The 23379-nt window shown below is 57.2% G+C and carries 16 protein-coding genes; all 16 read left to right on the plus strand.

What is annotated here, in order from left to right:
* Nucleotides 1-310 precede the first annotated feature (310 nt).
* The 16 genes from BLU17_RS12015 (at nucleotide 311) to BLU17_RS12105 (ending at nucleotide 23361) form a co-directional block, all read left to right on the plus strand.
* Nucleotides 311-1402, plus strand: coding sequence for a polysaccharide biosynthesis/export family protein (locus BLU17_RS12015; protein ID WP_245746818.1), 1092 nt, complete (start codon nucleotides 311-313; stop codon nucleotides 1400-1402).
* A gap of 29 nt (nucleotides 1403-1431) precedes the next feature.
* Complete coding sequence (locus BLU17_RS12020) at nucleotides 1432-2349, plus strand: ABC transporter permease (RefSeq protein WP_245746819.1); 918 nt, start codon at nucleotides 1432-1434, stop codon at nucleotides 2347-2349.
* Nucleotides 2346-3002, plus strand: a complete 657-nt coding sequence (locus BLU17_RS12025) for an ABC transporter ATP-binding protein (RefSeq protein ID WP_091996956.1) — start codon at nucleotides 2346-2348, stop codon at nucleotides 3000-3002. Before BLU17_RS12020 ends, BLU17_RS12025 begins: the two co-directional genes overlap by 4 nt.
* Nucleotides 3003-3004: 2 nt before the next feature.
* Nucleotides 3005-4156 carry a KpsE/RkpR family capsule polysaccharide export protein gene (locus BLU17_RS12030; RefSeq protein WP_245746820.1) on the plus strand — a complete coding sequence of 384 codons (1152 nt, stop codon included), beginning with the start codon at nucleotides 3005-3007 and terminating at the stop codon, nucleotides 4154-4156.
* Nucleotides 4157-4175: 19 nt separating this feature from the next.
* Entirely contained in the window at nucleotides 4176-6554 is a 2379-nt protein-coding gene (locus BLU17_RS32340) for a coiled-coil domain-containing protein (protein WP_143189235.1), read from the plus strand.
* 6 nt (nucleotides 6555-6560) lie between these two features.
* On the plus strand, nucleotides 6561-7679 hold the full coding sequence (gene wecB, locus BLU17_RS12055; RefSeq protein WP_091996961.1) for a non-hydrolyzing UDP-N-acetylglucosamine 2-epimerase: 1119 nt from the start codon (nucleotides 6561-6563) through the stop codon (nucleotides 7677-7679).
* 17 nt (nucleotides 7680-7696) lie between these two features.
* On the plus strand, nucleotides 7697-8959 hold the full coding sequence (wecC, locus tag BLU17_RS12060) for a UDP-N-acetyl-D-mannosamine dehydrogenase (RefSeq protein ID WP_091996962.1): 1263 nt from the start codon (nucleotides 7697-7699) through the stop codon (nucleotides 8957-8959).
* 25 nt (nucleotides 8960-8984) lie between these two features.
* Entirely contained in the window at nucleotides 8985-13502 is a 4518-nt protein-coding gene (locus BLU17_RS12065; RefSeq protein ID WP_176929038.1) for a glycosyltransferase family protein, read from the plus strand.
* 148 nt (nucleotides 13503-13650) lie between these two features.
* Entirely contained in the window at nucleotides 13651-15078 is a 1428-nt protein-coding gene (locus BLU17_RS12070; RefSeq protein ID WP_091996964.1) for a methyltransferase domain-containing protein, read from the plus strand.
* A 104-nt stretch (nucleotides 15079-15182) separates the two neighbouring features.
* Nucleotides 15183-16112 (plus strand): polysaccharide deacetylase family protein, encoded by a 930-nt coding sequence (locus tag BLU17_RS12075; protein WP_245746821.1) that lies wholly within the window; start codon nucleotides 15183-15185, stop codon nucleotides 16110-16112.
* A 74-nt stretch (nucleotides 16113-16186) separates the two neighbouring features.
* The gene (locus tag BLU17_RS12080; protein WP_091996966.1) at nucleotides 16187-17155 is read left to right on the plus strand and encodes a polysaccharide deacetylase family protein; all 969 of its coding nucleotides are present in this window, start codon (nucleotides 16187-16189) and stop codon (nucleotides 17153-17155) included.
* A gap of 1 nt (nucleotide 17156) precedes the next feature.
* Nucleotides 17157-18455 (plus strand): glycosyltransferase, encoded by a 1299-nt coding sequence (locus BLU17_RS12085; RefSeq protein WP_091996967.1) that lies wholly within the window; start codon nucleotides 17157-17159, stop codon nucleotides 18453-18455.
* A gap of 5 nt (nucleotides 18456-18460) precedes the next feature.
* The gene (locus BLU17_RS12090) at nucleotides 18461-19546 is read left to right on the plus strand and encodes a CgeB family protein (RefSeq protein ID WP_091996968.1); all 1086 of its coding nucleotides are present in this window, start codon (nucleotides 18461-18463) and stop codon (nucleotides 19544-19546) included.
* Between the two features lies 1 nt (nucleotide 19547).
* Complete coding sequence (locus BLU17_RS12095) at nucleotides 19548-21035, plus strand: glycosyltransferase (protein WP_245746822.1); 1488 nt, start codon at nucleotides 19548-19550, stop codon at nucleotides 21033-21035.
* A gap of 98 nt (nucleotides 21036-21133) precedes the next feature.
* The gene (locus BLU17_RS12100) at nucleotides 21134-21805 is read left to right on the plus strand and encodes a GNAT family protein (protein WP_091996969.1); all 672 of its coding nucleotides are present in this window, start codon (nucleotides 21134-21136) and stop codon (nucleotides 21803-21805) included.
* 65 nt (nucleotides 21806-21870) lie between these two features.
* Complete coding sequence (locus BLU17_RS12105; RefSeq protein ID WP_091996970.1) at nucleotides 21871-23361, plus strand: hypothetical protein; 1491 nt, start codon at nucleotides 21871-21873, stop codon at nucleotides 23359-23361.
* Nucleotides 23362-23379: the final 18 nt, after the last annotated feature.

Genomic DNA, 23379 nt, shown 5'->3' on the forward strand with positions numbered 1-23379 from the left:
TGGATTGAATTATCTCATCTAATGAGATAATTCTTTAAAAAATTGTGCGATAGCACACAGTGCGGCGAGCCGTCCGGGGTGGATCAGATCGCACAAAATTGCGCGGGCAACTAGTTTTTGCGCGCCATTGGAAAGTACGGGGACTGGCGAATAAGTGTTGTGCCAGTGTTGGGTGATCGAAAGAGGCGGCGAAAAGCGACGCCTTTGTTTATCAGATGCAAGTCAAATGAGAGTAGAAAAGCATTTGTCAAAGCTAGGTGAATTTTCGGGGGTTGCCGCCTTGTGCCTGGTTTTGACTGGTTGCGGGACCATGCCGAGCTGGATTTCATCCAGCGGCGCCAGCCGCGAACAGGTGATGGATTTGCCAAAAGAAGGGCGAATCGAAGGCATCAAGCTGGTCGACGTGAACGACGCGCTCGCGAGAAAGCTGGCTGCCAGCAAAGTCTTGGGGCGATTTTCCGATGTGTTTCGCAGTGGCCCCGCAAATCGCTATGTGATCGGGCCCGGCGATATTCTCGACGTGACGATTTGGGAGTCGCCCCCTGCAATGCTGTTCGGCGCCGGTGTGATGGATCCGACCAAGCCTCCGATGCCCGGTGTGTCTTCCGCTGTCACCTTTCCCCAGCAAATGGTCTCTGCCGATGGAACGATCACCGTACCGTTTGCTGGTCACGTGGCCGTGGACGGTCGGGATACCCAAGGGATCGAGAACGATATCGCTCGTCGTCTGAAGGGTAAGGCCAACAATCCCCAAGTGATGGTGCAGGTCGTCAAGAACAACAGCGCCAACGTTACCGTTGTCGGTGAAGTCACCAATAACCTGCAAATGCCCTTGACACCCAAGGGAGAGCATTTGCTGGATGCCATCGCGGCCGGCGGCGGCGTGAAGGAAGCCGTCAGCCGTGTTGCTGTTCAGCTAACCCGGGGCAAGGTCACTTCGACCATGGCGCTTGAGTCCATCATTCGGGATCCCAAGCAAAACGTGTCACTCGAGCCGGGCGATGTGGTGACGGCTCTGTTCCAGCCGGAGAGCTTCTCCGTGCTGGGGGCAACCGGCAAAAATGACGAGATGCCGCTCGAGGCGCAGGGTATTTCGCTCGCGCAGGCGCTGGCGCGTGCTGGCGGGATGATCGATAACCGCGCCGATGCGCGCGGTGTGTTCATCTTCCGGTTTGAGGACGCCAAGCTAGTTGACGGGCGCGACGCGAAAGGTACTGTTCCAATCGTTTACCAGGTCGATCTTCGCGATCCCTCGTCGTTCTTTGTCACGCAGAATTTCCCGATCCAGGACCGGGATGTTATTTACGTGGCGAATTCGCCTGAGGCTGAGTTCAACAAGTTCCTCAGACTGGTCATTTCGGTTGCAGCGCCGAGCGTGACGCTGAACAAGGCACTCGACTAACGGCCGACGAGACTTTCAGGTCGTTGAGCATGAGTGGCTTCATGGTATCCGTCGTCAGCGGCCTCGTTTTTTTTCCGGGCGACCATGGCGAAGGGCGCCGCAAGTTCGTGGGCCGCATTTGTTTCAGACACTTCGACGTTCAGATGACTCTTTTCGAAATACGCTCCAAGTCTCGCAGTTCCTATGCGGTCACGTTTGATGTCTGGCGCGCGCTGTTCCTGCGGGAAGCCTTGGACCGGCTGTTCGACATGCGTGCGGCGTGGTTCTGGCTGCTGATGGAGCCGGCGATGCACATCGGTTTCATCACCTTCGTCTATACGGTCATCCGCGTGCGGACCATCGCCGGCATCGATGCGGTCGTGTGGACAATCGTCGGCATGCTCGCATTTTTTATGTACCGACGCACGGCTATCCAGGTCATGTACGCCGTCGAATCAAATCAGCCGCTGTTTGCCTACCGGCAGGTGAAACCATTCGATGTGGCGCTCATGCGTGCCGCACTCGAGGCGTTTTTGATGATGATCGTATCCATCATCCTACTTGTCGTGGCTGCACTTTGCGGGCGCGCGGCGCTTCCGCAAGATCCCTTGGTGGCACTCGTCGCGCTTTTCGGGTTGTGGCTGTTTGGCGTGGGCTACGGATTAGTGACGTCGGTTCTCATGGCGTTGGTCCCGGAAACCGAGCACATTCTGAAGATGCTTATGATGCCGCTGTATCTGATTTCGGGCACGCTCGTATCCCTCGCTTCTGTACCCGAGCCGTACCAGGGATGGCTGCTTATCAATCCGATCGCACATGGTCTCGAGCTGGTGCGACAGGGCTTCGGTACCGAATACCACATTATGCAGGGCGTCAGCCTTGGCTATCTATACAGCTGGGCTGGCGCGAGTGTGTTCCTCGGCCTGGCGCTGTATCGTCGTTTCGCTCGTCAACTGGTGATGCAATGATCGTCGTTCACGACGTGTACAAGCGCTATCGGACCGAGCATGGCGCGGGCAAATGGGTGCTGCGAGGCGTTGATGTGACGATTCCGCCCATGCGAAATGTCGGCTTGATCGGGCCCAATGGCGCCGGCAAGTCCACACTACTGCGTCTCATTGGCGGTGTGGACCAACCAACTCGCGGATTTGTGCGCCGTCAGTGCCGGGTTTCCTGGCCGGTGGGGCAAGGCGGTCTTGAAGGAACATTGACCGGCCGGCAGAACGCGAAGTTCGTTTGCCGTGTGCACGGTCACCAGGACGATCTTGCTGACCGTCTTGATTTCATCAAGGACTTCTCCGAACTGAATGGAGCCTTTGACGAGCCGGTCAAGACCTATTCATCCGGTATGCGTGCACGGCTGCAATTTGCATTGTCGCTGGCGTTCGACTTCGATGTTTATATCTCGGATGAAGTAACGGCGACCGGCGATGCGGGATTCCGAAAAAAGGCTGCGGGGGCTTTTCGGTCGATGGTCAATCGATCAGGTTTGATCATGGTGTCTCACGACGAATCCACCCTAAAGGATTTTTGCCAATCGGGGATCTGGATTCATAACGGCAAGGCGCATTGGTTCGAGCAACTCGACGACGCTCTAAAGGCTTATCAGGAAACGCTTTAAACATGACTGACACTCAGAATACGAAAGATGCATTAGAGCATTCGTATCAGAACAGGCTGCCCACGCGGATATTTCGTCGGTTGGTTCAGCTTACCTTTGCATTAGGTTTGCTCACGACGATTTATTGGATTTTCTTCGCCTCCGATCGCTACGTGTCGGAGGCTAATGTGATCATCCGGAAGACGGATTCGGCGAATATGCCTACGCTGGATTTGACCGGCCTCGTTTCGGGCACAGGAGCGAATCCCGTCAACCGCGCTGATCAATTGCTGCTGCGCGATTATCTGCTGTCGGTCGACATGCTCAAGAAACTCGACGCCCAACTTGATCTGAGGAAACATTTCAGCGATTCCAGGCATGACTTCGTTTCGCGCATGTGGTTCAAGAATGCTTCCGTCGAGTGGTTCTATCGCTACTATCTGTCGATGGTCGACATCGAATACGACGAATATGCTGGCGTTCTCCGGATCACCGTCCAGGCATACGATCCAAAAATTGCGCATGCAATGGCTGCCATGCTCGTTCAGGATGGCGAGCAATACATGAACCTCCTGGGCCATCAAATGGCAGAGGCGCAAATCAGTTTTCTTACCAACCAGGTGGAAGAGGCACAGGACCGCTTTCAAAAGGCGAGCCAGGCTGTGCTCGCGTACCAGAACAAGGAAGGACTGATTTCGCCGACGGACACGGCGCAAAGCATCGGCACAATCGTGGGGAACCTTGAAGCGCAACGCGCACAACTGCAGACGCAGTTGGCGTCGTTGCCCACGTCGCTGGATCCGAATCACCCCAACATCGTGCTGCTCAAGCAGGCTTTGGGTGCGATCGATCGACAGATCGCGGAGGAGAACGCGAAGCTTGCGAGACCGGCGGGGAAGACGCTGAATGCATCGGTAGAAGAATTTCAGCGTCTGCAGATGCAGATGAGCCTCAGCGAGGATCTGTACAAGTCGGCATTGCTCAGTCTTGAGAAGGGGCGTGCCGATTCGTTGCGCCTTCTGGAAAAGGTGTCTGTGTTGCAGTCGCCAACAATGCCCGAGTTTTCAATGGAGCCGCGACGCCTTTACAACGTCATTGTCACGCTTCTTATTACGTTCATGGTAGCCGGGATTCTGAAGCTGCTGGAGAGCATTGTGCTGGATCACGTGGACTGACCAGTTCCGAGGTAGAGAAATGAGCAACACTTCGTTAAAGCTGCAACCGGGAAAGGCTGGTGGTGAAGCGCGCGACATGGCGGTACTGCGGGACGAGAACGCTCTGCTGTTTGCGCAACTCCATGTGGTGCAGCAGGAGCTGGAGCGCCGCCACTATCAGGACACGGAGATTCAGCGGCCGGCTGGTGCGCTAAGGCTCGTTTTCGACGATAGCCGGTTTCTGGAGGTCGTGGCCGAGAGTCTGCGTTATCAAAAAGCGCTTGTGACGCGTGAGGACATGCATCGTTTGCACGCCGAGCGTTCCCTCACGAATCGTCTCGGTACGGCAGTCATTGAGGGCGTGAGTGGTCCGGCGGCCGTGTTTGGGTTGCCGGGCAAGCTGTGGTCCATCTGGCGCGATGTCAGGAGCTATGCGCCTCCTTCACGCCTGGGCGGCAAAAGCTACGACAAGGTGATCGCCGCTTATCGGGAAGGTGGCGATGTTGCCGTCGACGCGCTGTTGCAGACTCAGCCTGCGAGTGTGAAGGCCAACGCGATGACCATGCTCGCGCGTGACCTCGCCAACGCGGACCTCCAAGGAGCGGCTCGCTACGCGAGGCAGGCGTATGAACTTGATCCGCGTCCGTTCCGGCTCAAGTGGCTTGCGTTCCGCGAGCATGAGGCCGGCCGTCCGGACGAGGGTGAGGCGCTACTCGATGCGTTGCCGGCTAACATGAAGCTCAGCGAATCGGAGCAGCGCCAGGTTGGTATTCTCCGCGCGGATGCCCAGCGTAAGCGTGCGCGCGAAGTATCGGAAAAATACGATTACGCAGCTCGCCGCCGAGAGTTGGAGCAGAGATTCGAGCGCCTGATGCAGGAACGCGCCGACCAGCAGGCACTGCTGGAGCAGCAGCAGGCGCAGCTCGGCGAGCAGCGGAAAGCGTGTACCGATCTGGAAATTGAGCGATCCGCCCTGAATGCGGAACTGGCTACGCGAAAAGTAGAAATTCTTGGCTTGAGCCAGTCGCACGATGTGCTGCGGCGGGATCACGATAATCTCGTTCGGGACCATGCGGCTCTTCTTCAGGTAAGCGAAACGCGCGCGCGCGAAAGCGCGGAGCGTGAGAATCTGCTTCTCGCACAACGTGTGCAAATCGAAGCGTTGGAGCAGGCACGGGCTAAATGGGAACAGGAACGCAAGGAGATCATCGAGCGGCTGGAGTCAATTCGCAACGACGCGCAGGAATCGTCGCGCGCCCACGAAGAGAAAGATGCGCTGATTGCGCAGCAGCGAAGCGATATCGAGGAAAGCGACCGGCTTCGCACGCAGTCGGAAGGCTTGCGGGTTGCGCTTTCCGAGCAAGTCGAAGCGTTGCGTAAGCGTGAGCAGGATCTGGTTCGTGCCCACGAAGAGAAAAGCGCACAACTGGACCAGCAGCAACGCCGCATCGAGGAGATCGACGGGTTGCGACTGCAATGGGAGCAGCAGTGCGCGACGCTGTCCATGCGGCAAACGGCCTTGCAGAAAGACGTGGATGCTTTGTCTCGAGTGCGCAACGAGCAGGCGGAGTTACTCGTTCGCCAGGTGGATTTGTTCGGTTCGATACTGGGACAGCAGCATGAAGTCGCGAATGGGTTCATCAAGCAGATAAGCCCCTCTGGAGCGCAACTTGAGCGACAACTGCGCGCCGCCGTGAAGGAAGAGACGACCAACGCGAACCGCCAAATGCAGGCGCTGATCGGGTTGCAGGGCTATTACTCGAACGGGGAGCTGCCGCTCCTCAATGCTGAGGCCAGTACCTGGCCCGTCAGCCCGGATTTCGCGCTCTATCTCGTACAACTGATCGAGCAAAAGCATTACGACCTGATCGTCGAATTCGGTTCCGGCCTATCGACCGCGGTCATCGGCAAGGCGCTCGCACAACGAAAGGCGCGCAATCCGTCGCAAGCGTCGAGATCGACGAAATTCGTCTCATTCGAACATCTGCCTTCGTATCACGAGCAAACGCTGACTCGTCTGCAGGCCATGGGCGTGGACGAGAACGTCGATCTGCGTCTGACGCCGTTGCTGAACTGGACGGCCGCCGACGGCACGCTGTATTCGTACTATGACTGCGCTCCGGCACTCGAGTCGTTGAGCCGCGCCACGTCGGAGCAGATACCGTCGATTCTGGTGATGGTTGACGGTCCGCCCGCTGGAGTGGGAAAGCTGGCGCGCTATCCGGCGGCACCATTGATGCGGCAGTTTTTCCCGAGGGCGTCGATCGATTTCGTGCTCGATGACTACATCCGAGAGGACGAGCAACGCATCGCCAAGCTTTGGCAAGCCGAACTCGAGGCCAGCGGCTTTGTGTGTCAGGTGTCGGAACGTAGGTTGGAAAAGGGTGCTTGTCTGATTTCCGCGAATATCAAGAATTAACAAACGATGAAAATCCTTACCGTATTTGGAACTCGCCCCGAGGCCATCAAGATGGCGCCGGTCGTGAAGGCGCTGGCCGCTGATAGCAGTCTGGACGCCAAGGTTTGCGTGACAGCACAGCATCGGCAGATGCTCGACCAGGTACTCGATATTTTCGGGATCAAGCCTGATTTCGACCTCAATCTGATGGCGCCGAGTCAAGACCTTTCCGACATCACCAGCAAAGTCGTGCTGGGTATGCGCGACGTCTTCAAGGATTGGCGTCCCGACATGATTCTGGTCCATGGCGATACGACGACGACACTCGCGGCCAGTCTCGCGGCTTATTACGCGAAGGTTCAGGTGGGTCATGTGGAAGCCGGCTTGCGCACCAATAATAAATATTCGCCGTGGCCGGAAGAAATGAATCGGAGGCAAGTGGGGGCGATGGCCGATTTTCATTTCGCACCGACCGAAAAGGCGCGCCAGAACCTGCTGGGCGAAGGCGTGGCGGACGGTTCCATTCATGTGACGGGCAACACGGTGATCGATGCGCTGTTGAGCGTCGTTGACCGTGTGCGCCAGGACGAGAGCCTGCGAACGAGTTTCGCGTCGCGATTCGATTTTCTCGATCCGGCCAGGCGCATGGTGCTTGTCACCGGGCACCGTCGCGAGAATTTCGGTGCAGGTTTCGAGCAAATTTGCCTTGGTCTGCGCGATATTGCATCGCGTGGGGACGTTCAGGTCGTCTACCCGGTGCATTTGAATCCGAACGTCCAGGAGCCGGTTCACCGGATTCTCTCTGATGTGGCGAATGTGCATCTCATCGAACCGCAAGATTATTTGCCATTTGTTTATTTGATGGACCGGAGTGCGTTGCTGGTTACGGACTCGGGCGGTGTGCAGGAAGAAGCGCCCTCGCTTGGAAAGCCTGTGCTCGTCATGCGCGATACCACCGAACGTCCCGAGGCGGTCGAGGCGGGCACGGTCAAGCTGGTAGGAACCGACAGTGACGTCATTGCCCGTGAAGCGAATTGCCTGCTGGATAACAAAGCTGCATATGAAACGATGGCGCGTGCCCACAATCCGTTCGGAGACGGTCGTGCGGCTTCGCGAATTGTGGATATTTTGAAACAACATCACTGAGAGAGACGGGGTCAACGGTGTTCAATACGATTTCAATGATTGGGTTGGGGTACATCGGTTTGCCCACTGCCACGCTGTTCGCTTCGCGCAAGAAGAAAGTGATCGGCGTGGATGTAAACAAGCGAGCCGTTGAAACGATTAATCAAGGCAAGATTCATATCATCGAGCCCGAACTCGACATCCTGGTTCACGCCGCGGTGACGGAAGGCTATCTCGTTGCGACCACTTCGCCCCAGCCGGCCGACGCATTCCTGATCGCGGTGCCGACGCCGTTTACCGATGGCCACAAGCCTGATCTCAGCTACGTCGAGGCTGCGGCGAAATCCATCGCCCCCGTTTTGCAGCGCGGCAACCTCGTCGTGCTGGAAAGCACGTCGCCGGTCGGTACGACCGAAAAGCTTGCGAAATGGCTTGCCCACGCGCGTCCGGATCTGACATTCCCGCAGCAGGTGAACGAAGAAGCCGATGTCCAGATCGCGTATTGCCCCGAGCGTGTGCTCCCTGGCCGCGTCGTGCACGAACTGGTGGCCAACGATCGAGTGATCGGCGGTATGACCCGGACTGCATCAGCCAAGGCGACCGAGCTGTACAAGGTTTTCGTCGAGGGCGAACTGATCACGACGGATTCGCGCACCGCGGAAATGTGCAAGCTGACCGAGAACAGCTCGCGCGACGTGAGCATCGCCTTTGCGAACGAGCTTTCGCTGATCTGCGATCAACTCGGCATCGACGTCTGGGAACTGATTCGCCTCGCCAACCGCCACCCGCGGGTGAATATCCTGCAGCCCGCCGCTGGCGTGGGGGGGCACTGCATCGCGGTCGATCCGTGGTTCATCGTCGATTCGGCTCCGGAAGTCGCGCGCATGATCCGCACCGCCCGCGAGGTCAACGACTACAAGCCGGTATGGGTCGTGGAAAGGATCAAGGCGGCCATTGCCGATGTGTTGTCGCATAAGCCGAATGCGAGAATGGGCGACGTCAAGGTCGCGTGCCTGGGTCTGGCGTTCAAACCCAACATCGACGATCTTCGCGAAAGTCCCGCGGTAGAAGTCGCAAAGCAGATCATGAAGGTCGGCTGCCAGGTGCTGGCGGTTGAGCCCAACATCGAGGAGTTGCCCGTTCGCCTCACGGATGGCATGACCCTGGTCACGCTCGAAGGCGCTTTGGCGCAGGCGGATGTGCTTTGCGTACTCGTCAAGCACCAGCCGTTTGTCGTGTCGGTCGAGGAAATCCGCAAGCACGCGCGAAGCGTTGACGTCGTGGGGCTCCTCGCGGCTTGAATTGTTGGATGCTGGAGTGATGACAATGCAACAATCCTTGGTACGTGACGCGGAAAGCGAATATCTGCGCGGTAACTATCGGGCTGCGAACGAGCTGTACGAACAGCTGGCAGTACTGTTGGGAAAGCAGTATTTCGAGGCGAATATCAAGCTGTGCGAGCGCCGCCTCGCGCAGCTTGAGCGCCCGGTGGTCATCAAGCAATTGAGGATCGCCGCAGTGATGGATGACTTCACGCATCACGCCTTCGCTTCGGAATGCAAACTGCTCCCGCTGTCGGCGGTGAACTGGCAGGCGCAGATCGACGACTTCAAGCCGGATATCGTCTTCATCGAATCAGCTTGGCGCGGCCTGGACGAGTCGTGGGTCAAAAAGATCAGCGATCCTTCCGACGAACTGCGTGGACTGCTTCAGTGGGCCAAGGAAAAGCGGGTGCCGACCTTGCTTTGGTGCAAAGAGGATCCCGTTCATTTTTCGCGGTTTCTGCCCGTCGCCCGGCAGGTGGACCATGTGTTCACGACGGACATGGATTGCATTGCGAAATACAAGCGCGCGCTCCGGCACGAGCGCGTGTACTTGCTTCCATTTGCGGCGCAGCCTGCCTTGCACAATCCACTGGCAACGGTGGAGCGCCGCGAGGGCTTTTCGTTTGCGGGCTCCTGGTATCCTCGTTATCTTGAGCGCCAAACCGATTTCCGCACCTTGATCGGCGTGGCGCGTAAGCTGAAATGGGTCGATATTTTCGACCGCAACGGCAATCGACCGCTGCCGCATGATTTCGTTTTTCCGGAAGAATTCCACGCCGACATTCGCGGTACGCTTCCTTATACCGAGATGGACAAGGGGTATAAGGGCTATCGCTATGGCATCACGGTCAACACGGTCAAGCAGTCGCAGACCATGTTCGCACGTCGCGCCCTGGATCTGATGGCCTGCAACACCGTTGTCGTTAGCAACTTTTCGAAGGGGCTGAGACAGTTGTTCGGCGACCTGGTGATCGCTTCGGACAATCCGGTGGAACTGGAACGACGCCTCGCGCCGCTTGTCGACGACGACATGGCTTATCGCAAGTTCCGTCTGCAGGCCTTGCGCAAGGTGTTGGCCGAGCACACTTATTCGCATCGGCTGGCGTATATCGCGAGCAAGCTGTTCTCGCGCACGGTGAATCCCGAAGCGCCGAGTGTCGCGATGCTCGCGGAAGTCTCGTCGCAGCAAGAGGCCGCAGTCGTTACCGATGCGATGAAGCGGCAAGCGTGGTCGCACGTCTCACTCATTCTGGTGGCGCCTGCGGGCATTGGCGGCCAACCCGGTGTCGAAATCGTCGGCGATCGGCAGTCGGCCTTGTCGCGTGCCATGGAATTCGACTACGTCGCCCCTGTCTCGAGCGCCGACTACTACGGCCGACACTATGTGAGCGACATGGCACTCGCAACGGCATTTGCTTCAGGCGAGGGCTTGACCAAGGGGGCATTCTTTGGTCTCGCAAGTGACGGATCGCTAGAGGCCAAAGATACCGAACTGGAGTACGTACCCGTCCAGCGCGCCGCACTGCGCCGTAGCTTGTTGAGGCCGCAACTTTTGCAGCCTTGGGCTGAGAAAGCCGCCATTCGGCTCGACGACGCCGAAGTTACGTCCACGTCCATCGTTTCGGTCGATGCGTTCAGCTATTGCGCACTCGGCGCTACGAGCGACGCTGTGCCTGCAATCGTCGACGCCGAAGATATCCTGCGTGCTGGTGCGAGCCTGACGGGGGATATGCAGCTTCGCGCGCAGCGGGTTCAGGCGTTGAAGATCGACGAGAAAGTGGCGCTCGAGGCCGCCGCGTGGTTCCGTCTGTTGCCGAAATCGATCGACCACCACTTGAAGCTGAGCCTGGATAAGGGCGGTCAGGTGGAAATCAAGAGCACGTTGCCGGCCGATGTACACAAGTACGTCTACTTGTCCCGTAAGTTCTCTGCCGCGGAAGTGACGGTGCGCAACGCTTTCGGCTTCGTGGCCGAGGGCGACGCGCAAGTCGAGATGAGGCTGGTTTTTGTTTTCCTCGACGCCGACGGTCAAAAGATTTCGCATTTCATGCATCCGTTGGGAGCGTGCGAGTCTGTTTCGTTGCCGGTGGGGACGGCCTCGATTCGACTGGGCTTGCGCATTCAGGGAACGGGGCGTGCCAACGTAGGCTGCATCGCGTTTTCGGAATCGCCACCATCGGAACGTGATCTGCTGCCGTCTTCGCGGCAATTGGCCGTGAGCCGGCAATACGCCAGCTATGATGATTTGTATCGCTACGGATTCGTCCATGCGCGCGTGAAAGCGTACAACCGTTCAGGCTTGCCGACGGAAGTCATGCGGATTACGCCGTCCGGGGGTGGGCGCTTCCGCGAGTTCGAAAATGTCGATGTCATCGAGACTGGCATTGGGCAGCTTCAACGCAGCCTGGCGGATGGCACGTACAACAATCTGGCGATGCATATCATCGATCGTCAGCTTTGGGATACCGTGCGAGAGCATCTGGATCGTGTGCGTGTCGTCATATGGGCGCATGGAGCGGAGGCGCAGCCCTGGTGGCGCCGGGCGATGAATCACACCACCGATCAGGCGCGCAATGCCGCGAGGCGTGACGCGGATGCTCGTATGTCAATGTGGCGTGAGATATTGACGCTGCGTCATCCCAACTTGAGTGTCGTGTTCATTTCCGAAAAGCAGGCGATGGAGGTGTTGTCCGACTTGCGCCTGTCCGTCGCCGAAGTGGGCAAGTTCGCGGTCATCCACAATTTCGTCGACGGCGAGCTGTTTGAGTATGCGCCCAAAGACGCCGCTCAGCGATTCAATCTGCTGTCGATCCGGCCTTTCGCGTCGCCGGTCTACGCCAACGATTTGACGGTGCGCGCCATTGAAAATCTGGCGGACGAGCCATTCTTCGACCAACTGCGTATACGCATGGTAGGTGATGGACCGCTCTTCGAGCAGACTGTCGAGCCGCTGCGCCGATTCCCGAACGTCGAACTGTCTCAGGGCTTTTTGAGCCAGCGTGAAATCGCCGATTTGCATCGGGAGTACGGGGTTTTCCTCGTGCCGTCGCGCATGGATTCCCAAGGCGTGTCGCGCGACGAAGCGATGGCTTCCGGCCTCGTCCCGATTACTAATCGTGTGGCGGCCATTCCAGACTTCGTCGACGACGCATGTGGCATTCTCGCCGAGCCGGAAGACGCCGCCGGAGTGGCGGAGGGTGTGCGCCGTCTGGTCGCCGAACCTGGCGATTTTCTGGCCATGTCGCGAGCCGCTGCGGAGCGTGTGCGCGCTCAATCGGGCTATTCCCAGACTATCGGGAAAGAACTCGCGCTGTTCAACCGACAAGAAGCAGATGAGGTCTGTGCCACGGCGGCCAGCAAACTGGGGGCAAGGGATGCTCACGCCTTCGAGATCGCGCTGTACGGTGACGTGAACCTCAATGTCATGGACGGCTCGGCGATATGGGCGGCGTCACTGGCGGAGGTGCTGGGCGGGATCAGCGATACGCGTGTCTCCTTGGTATTGAAAGCGAGGATCCAGCGCACGCAGATCATCTCGCGCCTGCTCGATCTCACGCCTTCGGTGTGGCTGATCGAACCGGAGGTCGAAGAGCCACGGGGTCTGTCACAAGATGCAGCGGTGGCCTGGCTCGAAACGCTGGACGAAGAGCGTTCGTTCAATGCGTTCATCATGCGTGGTCTGGAAGTGTGCAGCCGCGCGGCGCGGTCTCCGCGGTTCGCCGGGCGGATCTGGGCATACCTGACCGATATTCCGCAGCAAATCGAACTTTTGGACGAAGAGACTCGGGAAAAAATTTCGACCATTGTTTCGGCGAGCCAGTACATCCTCTGCCAGACGCCGCAGATGCAGGAGTATTTTTCTCGCGTGTTTCCGCACGCGGCAGAACGCGTCAAGCTGCTGCCGCCGATGATTCCCACGACGGAACTGGTCGACGCCTCGGTCGGTGCGGCGGCACCGTTCCGATATTGCTACGCGGGGAAATTCGCTCCCCGCTGGGGCATCAAGGAACTATTCGACTCGCATGCGCAGTTGCGTGCCGTTGAGCCCGCGTCCGAGCTGCACGTGTTTGGCGACAAGATTCACAATCCCGCCGACGATCCCGAGTTTCACCCGACTGTGCAAATGCGGTTAAATGGGGGAGAGGGCCTGCAATGGCATGGCGCTGTTGACCGGAACGGCCTCATGCGCCAATTGCGGGGCATGCATGCGAGTTGGGCGTTTCGTGATCCCGCTTTCGAGCGCGAAACGTTGGAGCTGTCGACCAAGGTCCTCGAGTATGCAAGCCTTGGTGTCCCGGTGATTCTCGCGCCCAGCGCGGTGTTCAAGTCGGTTCTGGGCGAAGACTATCCCCTGTTCGCTGAAACGCAAGAGCAGGCCGCTGCGCTTCTTCGCGAACTCGCAGCGTCTGTGGAGTTGCGTGCAAACGCCGCTGCGCGCCTGAGAACAGTGGCTAGCCGCTATAGCTTCGACTCCGTACGGCAGAGGATTTGTGAGCAGGGCTTGATCCCCGGTTATTGAACGGCGGCGCGCGCCGGGTGATTTCCCGTCGCGGAGAGTAGATGCAACGATATAAGGGGCTGTATCCTCGTTATTCGATCCTTCCTGACTTGTGCAATTCACGGAAGATGTGGCAATAGTGCACAAATGAAGCAAACGTAAGGTGAGCATGCGCAACGAGTATGACGAATTGATCAAACTGCTGCCGGACGACGCGTCACAGGGGTCCGACATGCATTACGTGAGGGAAGTCCTCGCAGGTGCAGGGCCTTTGTCCGTGGTCGATCTGGGTTGCGGCGCCGGGACGTCGTTCCGGCAATTCAAGACGATCAATGCTCAAATTGGGTGGATCGGGATCGATTTCGAGGAATCTGCGGCCCGTCGGGCGCCGGACGTCCCCTTCAGCGCGTGGGATGGGCACGCAATTCCGTTAGGCGACGCTACCGCTGATGTTGTGTATGCGCATCAATTGTTGGAGTCCGTTCGCTCGCCAGATGTGGTAATGAAGGAGATCGCGCGAGTGTTGAAACCCGGCGGCTATTTCATCGGCTCAACATCTCAGCTTGAGCCAGGTGTATCCGGTAGCCTCTGGAACTTCAAGCCCTTGGGTTTCAAGTTGATTGTTGACGATGCGGGTCTTACGCTGATGCAGGTACGTCCCGGCATCGACGGCGCGACGTTGATCGCGCGCGCATTCCTCGGCAAGCCAAAATATATGTCGCGGTATTTTTCGTCAGAATCGCCGCTAAACAACTATATCGACACGCAAGCTGCCAAGGAAAATCTGAGTGGTAAAAAGGCAGCGATGCGGAAGATGCAATACTGCGGGCAGTTTTCATTCAAGGCGAAGAAGGAGATTTCGATGTCGCGAGGCTTGCCGATCATTACGTATCACCATCATTTGCCGAGCGAACTCAAGGAGGCGAGCCGCTTCAAGAACGGGACGGTCACCAATACGGTGGAGAGCTTCGAGGCGCAAATGGCGTGGCTGCATGAGAACGGCTATCAGTCGATGAAGCTGGCTGAGGTCGAAGATTACCTGACTGGTCGCGATTCGCGGCCGGCAGGAAAGCGGCTTCTGATTACGTTCGACGATGGGCATCTCAGCACAGCCCGCTATTGCTACGAGATTCTCAAGCGCTATGGGTTCACGGCCGTTGTGTTCCTGATTACGGGCAAGCAGCCGGAGAAATCCATCGAGGTACTGGAGCCTGATCTGCTGCAATACCTCTCCAGAGAAGAAATGACCGCCCAGCGCGACGTGTACGAATATGCGGCTCATACCCATGATTTGCACTCGCGCGACGAAGAGCATCGCTCCAACCTCGTAACGCGCGATGCACAGGCAGTAATGGACGACGTCGTGAAGTGCCGCGCCCTTGTGGGCGATTCGACCCACTTCTGCTTTCCGTTTGGTCAATATACCGATAGCGTGGTCGATGTCCTGATCGACGCCGGCTATCGATACTTCTATACGACTGACAAGGGGCTCGCTTATCCGGAGCCGGGCAAAGACGCTTATTTGATCAAGCGGCTGAACGTTTCACCGCGGATGAACGTTCAGCAGTTTGCCGATCTGGTTGAGCGATCCGAGTAAATGCAGAACGAATGCGCCAACGGATCATGGGGTAACACGGTTGCCGCCCGGGTCGCCGGCCTGCGCGCGGCCGTAGCGTGATGAGACGGTATGCACTGCTGACGGTGGATACCGAGGCACTGCCGAGGCGGGCGGACACGGATCATGTTCAGCGCCTCATTTGGGGTCGGCATGAGGCGGGTACGGCGGGCGTTCGCGAAATGTGCTCGATTGGTGCTGAATTCAATGTTCGGCACACGTTTTTTGTCGACATGTGCGCCACGACACGCTATCCGGCCGAAATGCGCGAGGTGGTGCGATGGCTGGACGATGCCGGCCAGGATGTGCAGCTCCATTTGCACCCGGAAACGTTGCCCAAAAGCTTCTGGTCGGAGCATGGTCTTGATGGGACGCCGGCATACATTAATGAGTTTGTCGGACAGGATCGCGCAGAATTCTTGCTTAGGCACTTCGGCGGCCAGATAAGCGAAATAACGGGGAAGCGCGTGCTGGCCTGCAGGGCGGGGTCCTTCCGTTGGAATGCCGATTTTATCCGCGCGCTCAAGACAGTGGGCATCCCTTTTTCGTTCAACAATTCCATGCGGGGGTACACAGCAGGACGCTCCGCGTTTGGGCTGCCGACGAATCTGCCCTACGTCTGGTCAAACAACGTAGTCGAAATCCCGGTCACGGAAAAATGGATTGCTGCTGATACGGGTAGGCCAGGGCGTTGGGCCAGCCTAACATATCCGGAGTCGAGTTATTTTTCGTTCCGGACGCGACGCTTCCGTGCGCTGCCCAGATTCCTGTCGCCGGGGCCAAAGTTTGCCGTCCTCCTGCTGCATTCGTGGTCGTTTCTTCACTGGAACGAGAGGCGGCACGCGACATACGTCGATGAGCAGAGACTGGAGGGTTACCGCAAGCTACTGTCGCGGGTGTCGTTGGACTACGACGTCATTACGTCTGCGGAGCTTGGGGAATTGCTCGCGCGTGGCAAGATCCCGATCAACTCGGTGGTGGATCTTGCCCAGGCGGATTCGGAAAAGCCTGCGTGATTGAGGATGGTTGCCATAAACTTGTTGAGAATTGCTACGTGTAGCACTCGACTGAATAAGAGACTGTAGAAGCGATGCGGAATCGTTATGCATTAGTTACCGTTGATACCGAGGCTCTGCCAAAACGTGCCCTTGGCGATCATGTCAAGCGTCTCATGTGGGGCGAGCACGAGAACGGCACCGCCGGCGTGCGCGAAATGTGTGCGATCGGTGACGAATTCGGCGCGAAGCATGTTTTTTTTGTGGATCTCTGCGGCGCCTACGGACAGCTGGAACAATCGCTCGAAGTTGTGCGCTGGCTTGATGCCGCTGGACAAGACGTGCAGTTGCATACTCATCCGGAATATCTCCCCAAGGAGTTCTGGGGTGAGCACGGACTCGATACACGTCCGGAGTACATGAATCAGTATACAGATGACGCGCGAGCCGAATTCGTTCTCCGGTATTTCGGGAATTTGATTGCCGGGGTGACAGGCAAGAGCCTATTGGCATTTCGGGCAGGCTCGTTCCGCTGGAACGCCAGCACGATACGCGCGCTCAAGTCGGTGGGTATACCGCTGTCGTTCAATAATTCGATGTGTGCGGTATACGCACGCCAGAGTCTCTTCGCTGAGGCGACCAACGCGCCTTACATGTGGTCGAACGGCGTCATAGAAGTACCGATGACCGAGAAGCGCATCCTGCCGAAAATTGGCAAGGACGAGTGGTGGGCGCGGCTAACCTATCCAGAGTCGAGTTACTTCCGGTTCCGCCCGTGGTGGGGCAAACTTTTGCTCAACACGCTTAGCGGAAGTCCGGATTTCTCGGTATTCCTGCTCCACTCCTGGTCCTTGCTCTATTGGGATGAAAAAGGGTATGGCTCATATCGAGACGATCGGCGTATCGAAGGCTACCGCAAACTGATGGCGCAATTGACGAAGGACTACGACGTTATTACGACCAGCGACTTCCTCGACCTGTATTCCCGCGGAAAAATTTCCGAGCCTCGTACAGTCGATGTGGCGCGTGCCGAACTAGCTCTGGCTGCCGGCAGAGGCCGTTGATATGGTAGTGCTCAATTGGCTGAGCCAGCCGTGGTGGGCGCTCAACCGGCTGCTCACGACGCGGGCGCTCAAGCGCCGGGTCCGTCGGCCCGCTGGCACGACACCGTATCATCCGGAGCCTGGCAGCCTGCTGTACGTAGCGGCCAGCGCATTGCCCTATCATGTGAGCGGATATACGACGCGGACGCATGAAGTGATTCGTGCGCTGCGCTCGATTGGACCCGATGTGCATGTGATGACACGTCCCGGTTATCCATGGGACCGTCGGGACAGACTGGCGGACACAGACAGCGCGGAAACGGCGGTGGGAGGCGTTGCCTATAGACACGTAAAGTCCCCCTCCAATATGCGGCCGGTGCTCCAGTACGCCTTGCAAGCTGCGCAATCCGTGGTACAGGAAGCCGTACGTAATCGCGTTTCCGTGATTCACGCCGCGTCGAATCACGTCAACGCGCTGCCCGCGCTGTTGGCGGCGCGGCAACTGGGGATACCGTTTCAATACGAAATGCGCGGCTTATGGGAGTTGACGCGCATTTCACGCATGCCGCACTACGAAAAACACCACGGATTCAAGCAAGGTCTGGAACTGGAAGGACTCGTCGCGTCCCATGCGGATCGGTTGTTCGTTATTTCCGAGCAACTGGGCCGCTTCGCGCGGGACCGCTGGGACATTGCTCATGGCCGCATGTTTCTGCTGCCTAATTGTGTGGAGCCCGAACAGTTCGCGTTGCTGGCGCCGCAAGTAGTCGAGCCGAACATGATCGGTTACGCAGGTTCGCTCGTTGGGTACGAAGGTCTGGACACACTGGTCGATGCCGTGGCTCAACTGCGCGCGCGCGGGGCGCAGCCGGAAGTCATCATTATTGGCGACGGCGAAGCGCGTGCAGCGCTTGAGGAGCAGGTGGTACGCCTCGGCTTGTCCGAGTGCATCCGTTTCCTGGGGCGCATGCCGCCCCAAATAGCGCAGGAGACGCTTAACCGTTGCGCAATCGTGTGTATTCCGCGCAAGCCGTTCAAGGTCTGCGAAATCGTGCCGCCCATCAAGCTCGTGGAAGCCATGGCGATGGGCAAGCCGGTTATCGTGCCGGACTTGCCAGTGTTTCGCGACGAGATGGGCGCGCGTCCCGCAGGTTGGTTCTTCAAGGCCGGCGATGCCGCGGATCTCGCGAACGTGATCGAAACCGCATTGAGCGATCACACGGCGCTGACCGTGCTCGGTGGGCGAGCGAGGGAATATGCAATTACGCACCGTCGCTGGCGCGATTTTGTTATCAAGGCACTGCCAGAAAGTGCGGGGTAAGGGGAATGGTCGGAAGAGTCATCAGAAAACTGGGTTCGTTCGTCTACGACTATCCGAAAGTGTCGGAGGATGCGCAGCGAACGGGGCGATTCGGTCGTTTGAAGATCGCGCTCGTCACCGACTATTTCACAGCTGATTGCCTCTCTGCGGAATGCCGCGTGCGCGTCATGACGCCGGCGAACTACCGGGACGTCATCGGCAACTGGAAGCCGGATTTCGTGCTGGCGGAATCGGCTTTTCACGGCGTGGACGGTAGCTGGCGTTATGAACTCGCCAAGCAGCCGAAAATGTTGCGTCTTACAAAGCCGAAGGCGATTTTCAGCCTCGTGGAGTACGCCAAACAGGCGGGCGTTCCGACCGTATTCTGGAATAAGGATGATGGTCCATTCTTCGAAGCATTCATCGACGTTGCGAAGGCCTTCGAGTACGTGTTTACGACGGACGAAGAATGCCTCGACCGTTATCGTCAGCATGTGCCGGAGCAAGTGCGTGTGGACACGCTGGTCATGCCATTCCAGCCCGCATTTCACAGCTTCACGGGCTTTAACTTCACGCGTAACGAGGTGTGCTTTACCGGTAGCTACTATCGACGCATACTCAATGAGCGGCGCCGCTTCCTCGATATGGTGTTCGAGATCTGCGAGCGCAACGAACTTCCTCTCAATGTATTTGACCGGAATCACGACAGGCTGTCTCACCGGTTCGAGTTCCGCTTTCCGACGAGCAGCCAGGTGCGCCTGCATGGCAAAGTGGCTCACCGCAAAACGGCAAGCATCTACAAGTCACATCTAGTGTCGATCAATGTGAATTCGGTCACGAGTTCAGAGACGATGTTCTCGCGCCGCCTGCTGGAGATTTTGGCCTGTGGCGGCATTGCAGTAACAAACCCGAGTCGCGCTGTCGATCGCCATTTCCGCAATTTTTGCCACGTCGTGAATAGTTATGATGAGACGCGAGATCTGTTCGCGCGCTTGCGACACGGTCCCTCGCAGGAAGACCTGGATCGTGCGGAGGCCGGTGCGAAATACGTGCGTGAGAACCACACCTGGGCGCACCGGTTGGAGCAGATCTGCGCCGTCGTAAAGATTTAAGGTGCCGATCACGATGCTCGCGTTACTGTCCTGGGTTTGTCAGTTGGTGTTTCTCCTCGTAGTCGCCTATTTTGCGCTTTACGTGCTCCTCGAATTGCGGGTCTTTCTGATCTCGCGAAAGGTGGAGCGGCGCAAATTGACCGAACTCGCGCATTCAACTACCGATGCCCATACTGATGTCTGGCCGCGAGTGAGCGTGTTGTTGCCGATCTGTAACGAATCAGAGGTGGTGGAGCGCCTTATCGATGCGGCATGCTCGCTCCGCTATCCTGCGGGCCTTGTCGAGATTCTGGTGCTCGACGATTCAACGGATGGCACTACCGAGCTTGCGCGCGTGAAGACCGACTATCACGCGGCTCAGGGCGTCGACATTCGCCTCGTCAAGAGAAGCGATCGCAGAGGCTACAAGGCTGGAAATTTGATGAACGGAATCCAGCAATCCCGCGGCGAATTCTTTGCGATATTCGACGCCGACTTCGTGCCCCCGGCCGATTTTTTGCTGAAATCCATTCCATGTTTCAAGGATGCGAAGCTCGGCTTTCTGCAAACAGGTATCGGCTACGAGAATCGCGATGCATCGTTTCTCACGCGCTTTCAGGCGATGGAGATGGGGCATCAGCAATATGTTACAGTGGGCTTGAGCGAGGACGGCGATATGGCCTCGCTTAGCGGCAGTTCGTGCGTGTGGCGCAAGGTCTGTGTCGACGCGCTGGGTGGCTGGAATGCTTCGACGGTCACGGAGGACGTCGACCTAGGCTATCGCGCGCAATTCGGCGAGTGGAAATATGCATACTTGCGCGACGTGGTGTCGATGTCAGTACTGCCCGAGACTATCAGCGCATTTCGTATACAGCGCGAGCGCTGGGGACGTGGACTGATTCACAGCGGCTTCAAGCACGTCAAACAGATGTTGTCGCAACGTATGCCTCTGATGAAGCGGATGCATGCGGTTTCTGTGATGTTCTCTTCGGTGCTCCTCGCTTCGATTTATGTGCTCATATTGTTGAGCTTGCCGATCACGTATCTCGTGCACTTCGACAGCGCATTCATGCGTTGGGGTGCGCTTGCCTTCTTCGGACTCGTGTTGCTTTGGGGTCTTGAAAACGCCTTCGGTGCACGCAAGGGGGCGGGATTCGACGGCAAGCCGAACGTGCTGAAAGATTTATGGAATACCTACCGCTACATTGCGCTGTTTCTGCCGATGGCATGGTACTACTTCGTTGGTGGTGTGCGCGCGCTGTTCGGTGTGTACGGAGATTTTCACAGAACACCAAAGGGCAGGGAAGGTTATCGCGCCGTGGTGCCGCGTATTAATACAGTGTTGCTGGCGGGCGAGGCCATCACGTTCCTCTATTCGATCGCTGCGATCGGGGTCAGCTTTTTAGAAGGGAACTATTTCCTGCTTCCGCTCAATGTCACGGTATGTGTCGGCTTTGGGATGGTGTTGTATTGGTCTTCGCTTGAAAAGTGGGCGCATCGGCGTACCTGAGCGATTGGGATTGCGGATATTTCACGACCCGTTGGGGCGTGGGTGCTGTGGCAGCATGAAGGATAAGGGAGATGGCGATGAGTTTTGGTCTGCCACACATGGTGACGGATAATCCGCGGGAGCGCATGCGCGGCGTGACTATCCGGCCTGCACAGGCGACTGATGCGGCGGCATGTGCGCCGCTTGTGTTTGCGTCGGGCGAGCACGAGTTTCGATTCTTTCTCGGTGTGCCTGCCGAACGATGCACGGCTTTTCTCGTGCACGCGTTCGCACTGTCGGGCGGCCGCTTCTCATGGCGGCGCCACGAAGTGGCAGTCGACGCGCGCGGCGAAATCGTAGCGGTGCTTGCTGCTCACGACGGTCGCCGCGTCGTCGCTGACGATCCACACATTTCCTGGACCCTGCTGCGCTATTTTGGTCTGTTGCGTGCCGTGCCAATGTTGTTGCGTGGCCTCGTGCTTGAAACGGAGCTGCCGAAACCCAGGCGCACACAAACGCTTCTCGCACATTGTGCGACACGTGCCGAGGCACGCGGCCTCGGCGCGTTTTCTACGCTGTTCGAGCAGGCGTTGTGCGGCGCGAGCGCGGCCGGGCGCGGCCTGATTCCGCACGAGCGAGAAATCGTGCTGGACGTGCTCGTGAGCAATACGCGCGCGGCGGCCCTATATCAGCGACTCGGCTTTGTGGCATTGCCGCGCAGGCGGCCGCGATCCCGCTTTCTGCCAGCTCAACTCGAGTCGGTGCGTATGCGGCTTGTGGCGCATCGCTAGATCCTATTGAGTCGCGTGGCGAACCTCATTGGGAATAAAAATATATAGAAACGGATTTTTACTGTATGAAAAAAATAATAAATTCAGAAAAATATAGAATTGAAGTAAGTAACGAGCACATCGTTATCTCGTTGAATACGCCACAAGAAGATGAACTGTACGCGGTCTACCTGAAAACGGGCGATGACCGGGTGATTGAGAAGAAGCCATATCAGACCACCGAGACGTTCACCTTTTCGATCGTACCCAATGGCGCGTACTACTTCAGGGTCTTTGTAAGAAAGGGCGAGGCCCAGCATGTCTGGAGTACAAGTTTGTTCCTGCTGCCGCAAGGTGTAGAAGTTGCCGGAACCGATAGCTTGATGGATAAAATAATCGCTGATGGCGATGTAGACGGCAACCTGTCTCTTATCCTGCAGGACGAGTATTTCGACGCGAAGAAGGCGTTTCGCCGTGTAATGGACGCAGTTCATCGTGGGTTAGCGTGGAGAAATAAGGAAGATTTCGGCCAACGCCTGCTTCAATATCTGAAAGACAGTGTTGATTTCAGAAAGAGACGTTTTGCTCTGTCATGCCTTGTCTATGCTTCGGAGAGTGAATTTCTTCGGGAAAATTATCTTTTCGTGAAGGAATCTATAGCTGCCTGCGGCGAGGGTCTTGATCATGAGGCCGCATATATCGGCGGCCTTCTTGAATACCGCGTGGGAAATTTTCACAGCGCTGAACTGCTATTTCAAGGGATAAAAAAATCGCCGATGCTTGAGTACCATCAGGCACCGTCTCGCTCGTATTTTTATAGATGGAGTCCAGATGGGACTCGGGCGGAGTTTGGCGATTTTAATTTACTAAGAAAATGCGAAGGGGGCGGCGACGGAGTGGTGCTAATGTCGTGCGACTACGGCTATTTTGCTGCCTATTTTCAGAAGAGTATGGATGCGCTTCTCAGGAAGGAATGCTCGGTCCATGTGCACTTCGTCCTGCCACAGGGGTTTGATCTAAATCGAATATCAGTCAGCGCGCTAGGGGAAATTGGCGTAAGTTATGAATTCGAGCCTCGCAACGTCTCGGAAGAGTTAAATATAAAGACTTACTATGCGGCCTCTAGATATCTTGTGCTGGATAAAATAATCCAGACATACGAAAAGCCCGTGTTGATATCTGACATAGATATAGATTTTTCGCCAATGGATTTGAAAGGCCTTTTTCACATGCTTCCTGCCGACGAGATCGCCTTGGTATTCGGTATCAGGAACTTGCCTTGGCTTAGTATTTTGGCGGGATTCAACCTGTTTGGTCGCAATGTGGCCGGCGGCCCATTTGTGGCGTATCTAAAAAGCTTTTTAAGCTATTGTTTCGCGACAGGGAGGGACGCCTGGATGCTTGACCAGGTTGCTCTTGAAGTCAGCTATCAGAATCTCTCAACGATCCATAAGCGAAAAATTAGGCCTATGTCCGAAATAAAGAATTTTCCGCTTAGGCAATATGGTGACGTGGATCGCTATCGCACTGTCGCGCGCCAGGCCCGTCTCGATCTCGCTCTGTCGATGTCTGAGTAGGCCGGAACGATAAAGCAC

It is taken from the genome of Paraburkholderia lycopersici, from assembly GCF_900096975.1.
Classification (GTDB): domain Bacteria; phylum Pseudomonadota; class Gammaproteobacteria; order Burkholderiales; family Burkholderiaceae; genus Paraburkholderia; species Paraburkholderia lycopersici.

Bases quoted from the DNA above. Each gene is read 5' to 3' on its own strand.
- BLU17_RS12100 (WP_091996969.1), top strand. From the start codon at position 21,134: ATGGTGACGGATAATCCGCGGGAGCGCATGCGCGGCGTGACTATCCGG.
- BLU17_RS32340 (WP_143189235.1), top strand. From the start codon at position 4,176: ATGAGCAACACTTCGTTAAAGCTGCAACCGGGAAAGGCTGGTGGTGAA.
- BLU17_RS12070 (WP_091996964.1), top strand. From the start codon at position 13,651: ATGCGCAACGAGTATGACGAATTGATCAAACTGCTGCCGGACGACGCG.
- BLU17_RS12090 (WP_091996968.1), top strand. From the start codon at position 18,461: ATGGTCGGAAGAGTCATCAGAAAACTGGGTTCGTTCGTCTACGACTAT.
- BLU17_RS12105 (WP_091996970.1), top strand. From the start codon at position 21,871: ATGAAAAAAATAATAAATTCAGAAAAATATAGAATTGAAGTAAGTAAC.
- BLU17_RS12025 (WP_091996956.1), top strand. From the start codon at position 2,346: ATGATCGTCGTTCACGACGTGTACAAGCGCTATCGGACCGAGCATGGC.
- BLU17_RS12020 (WP_245746819.1), top strand. From the start codon at position 1,432: ATGAGTGGCTTCATGGTATCCGTCGTCAGCGGCCTCGTTTTTTTTCCG.
- BLU17_RS12030 (WP_245746820.1), top strand. From the start codon at position 3,005: ATGACTGACACTCAGAATACGAAAGATGCATTAGAGCATTCGTATCAG.
- BLU17_RS12015 (WP_245746818.1), top strand. From the start codon at position 311: ATGCCGAGCTGGATTTCATCCAGCGGCGCCAGCCGCGAACAGGTGATG.
- BLU17_RS12065 (WP_176929038.1), top strand. From the start codon at position 8,985: ATGCAACAATCCTTGGTACGTGACGCGGAAAGCGAATATCTGCGCGGT.
- BLU17_RS12085 (WP_091996967.1), top strand. From the start codon at position 17,157: ATGGTAGTGCTCAATTGGCTGAGCCAGCCGTGGTGGGCGCTCAACCGG.
- BLU17_RS12080 (WP_091996966.1), top strand. From the start codon at position 16,187: ATGCGGAATCGTTATGCATTAGTTACCGTTGATACCGAGGCTCTGCCA.
- wecB (WP_091996961.1), top strand. From the start codon at position 6,561: ATGAAAATCCTTACCGTATTTGGAACTCGCCCCGAGGCCATCAAGATG.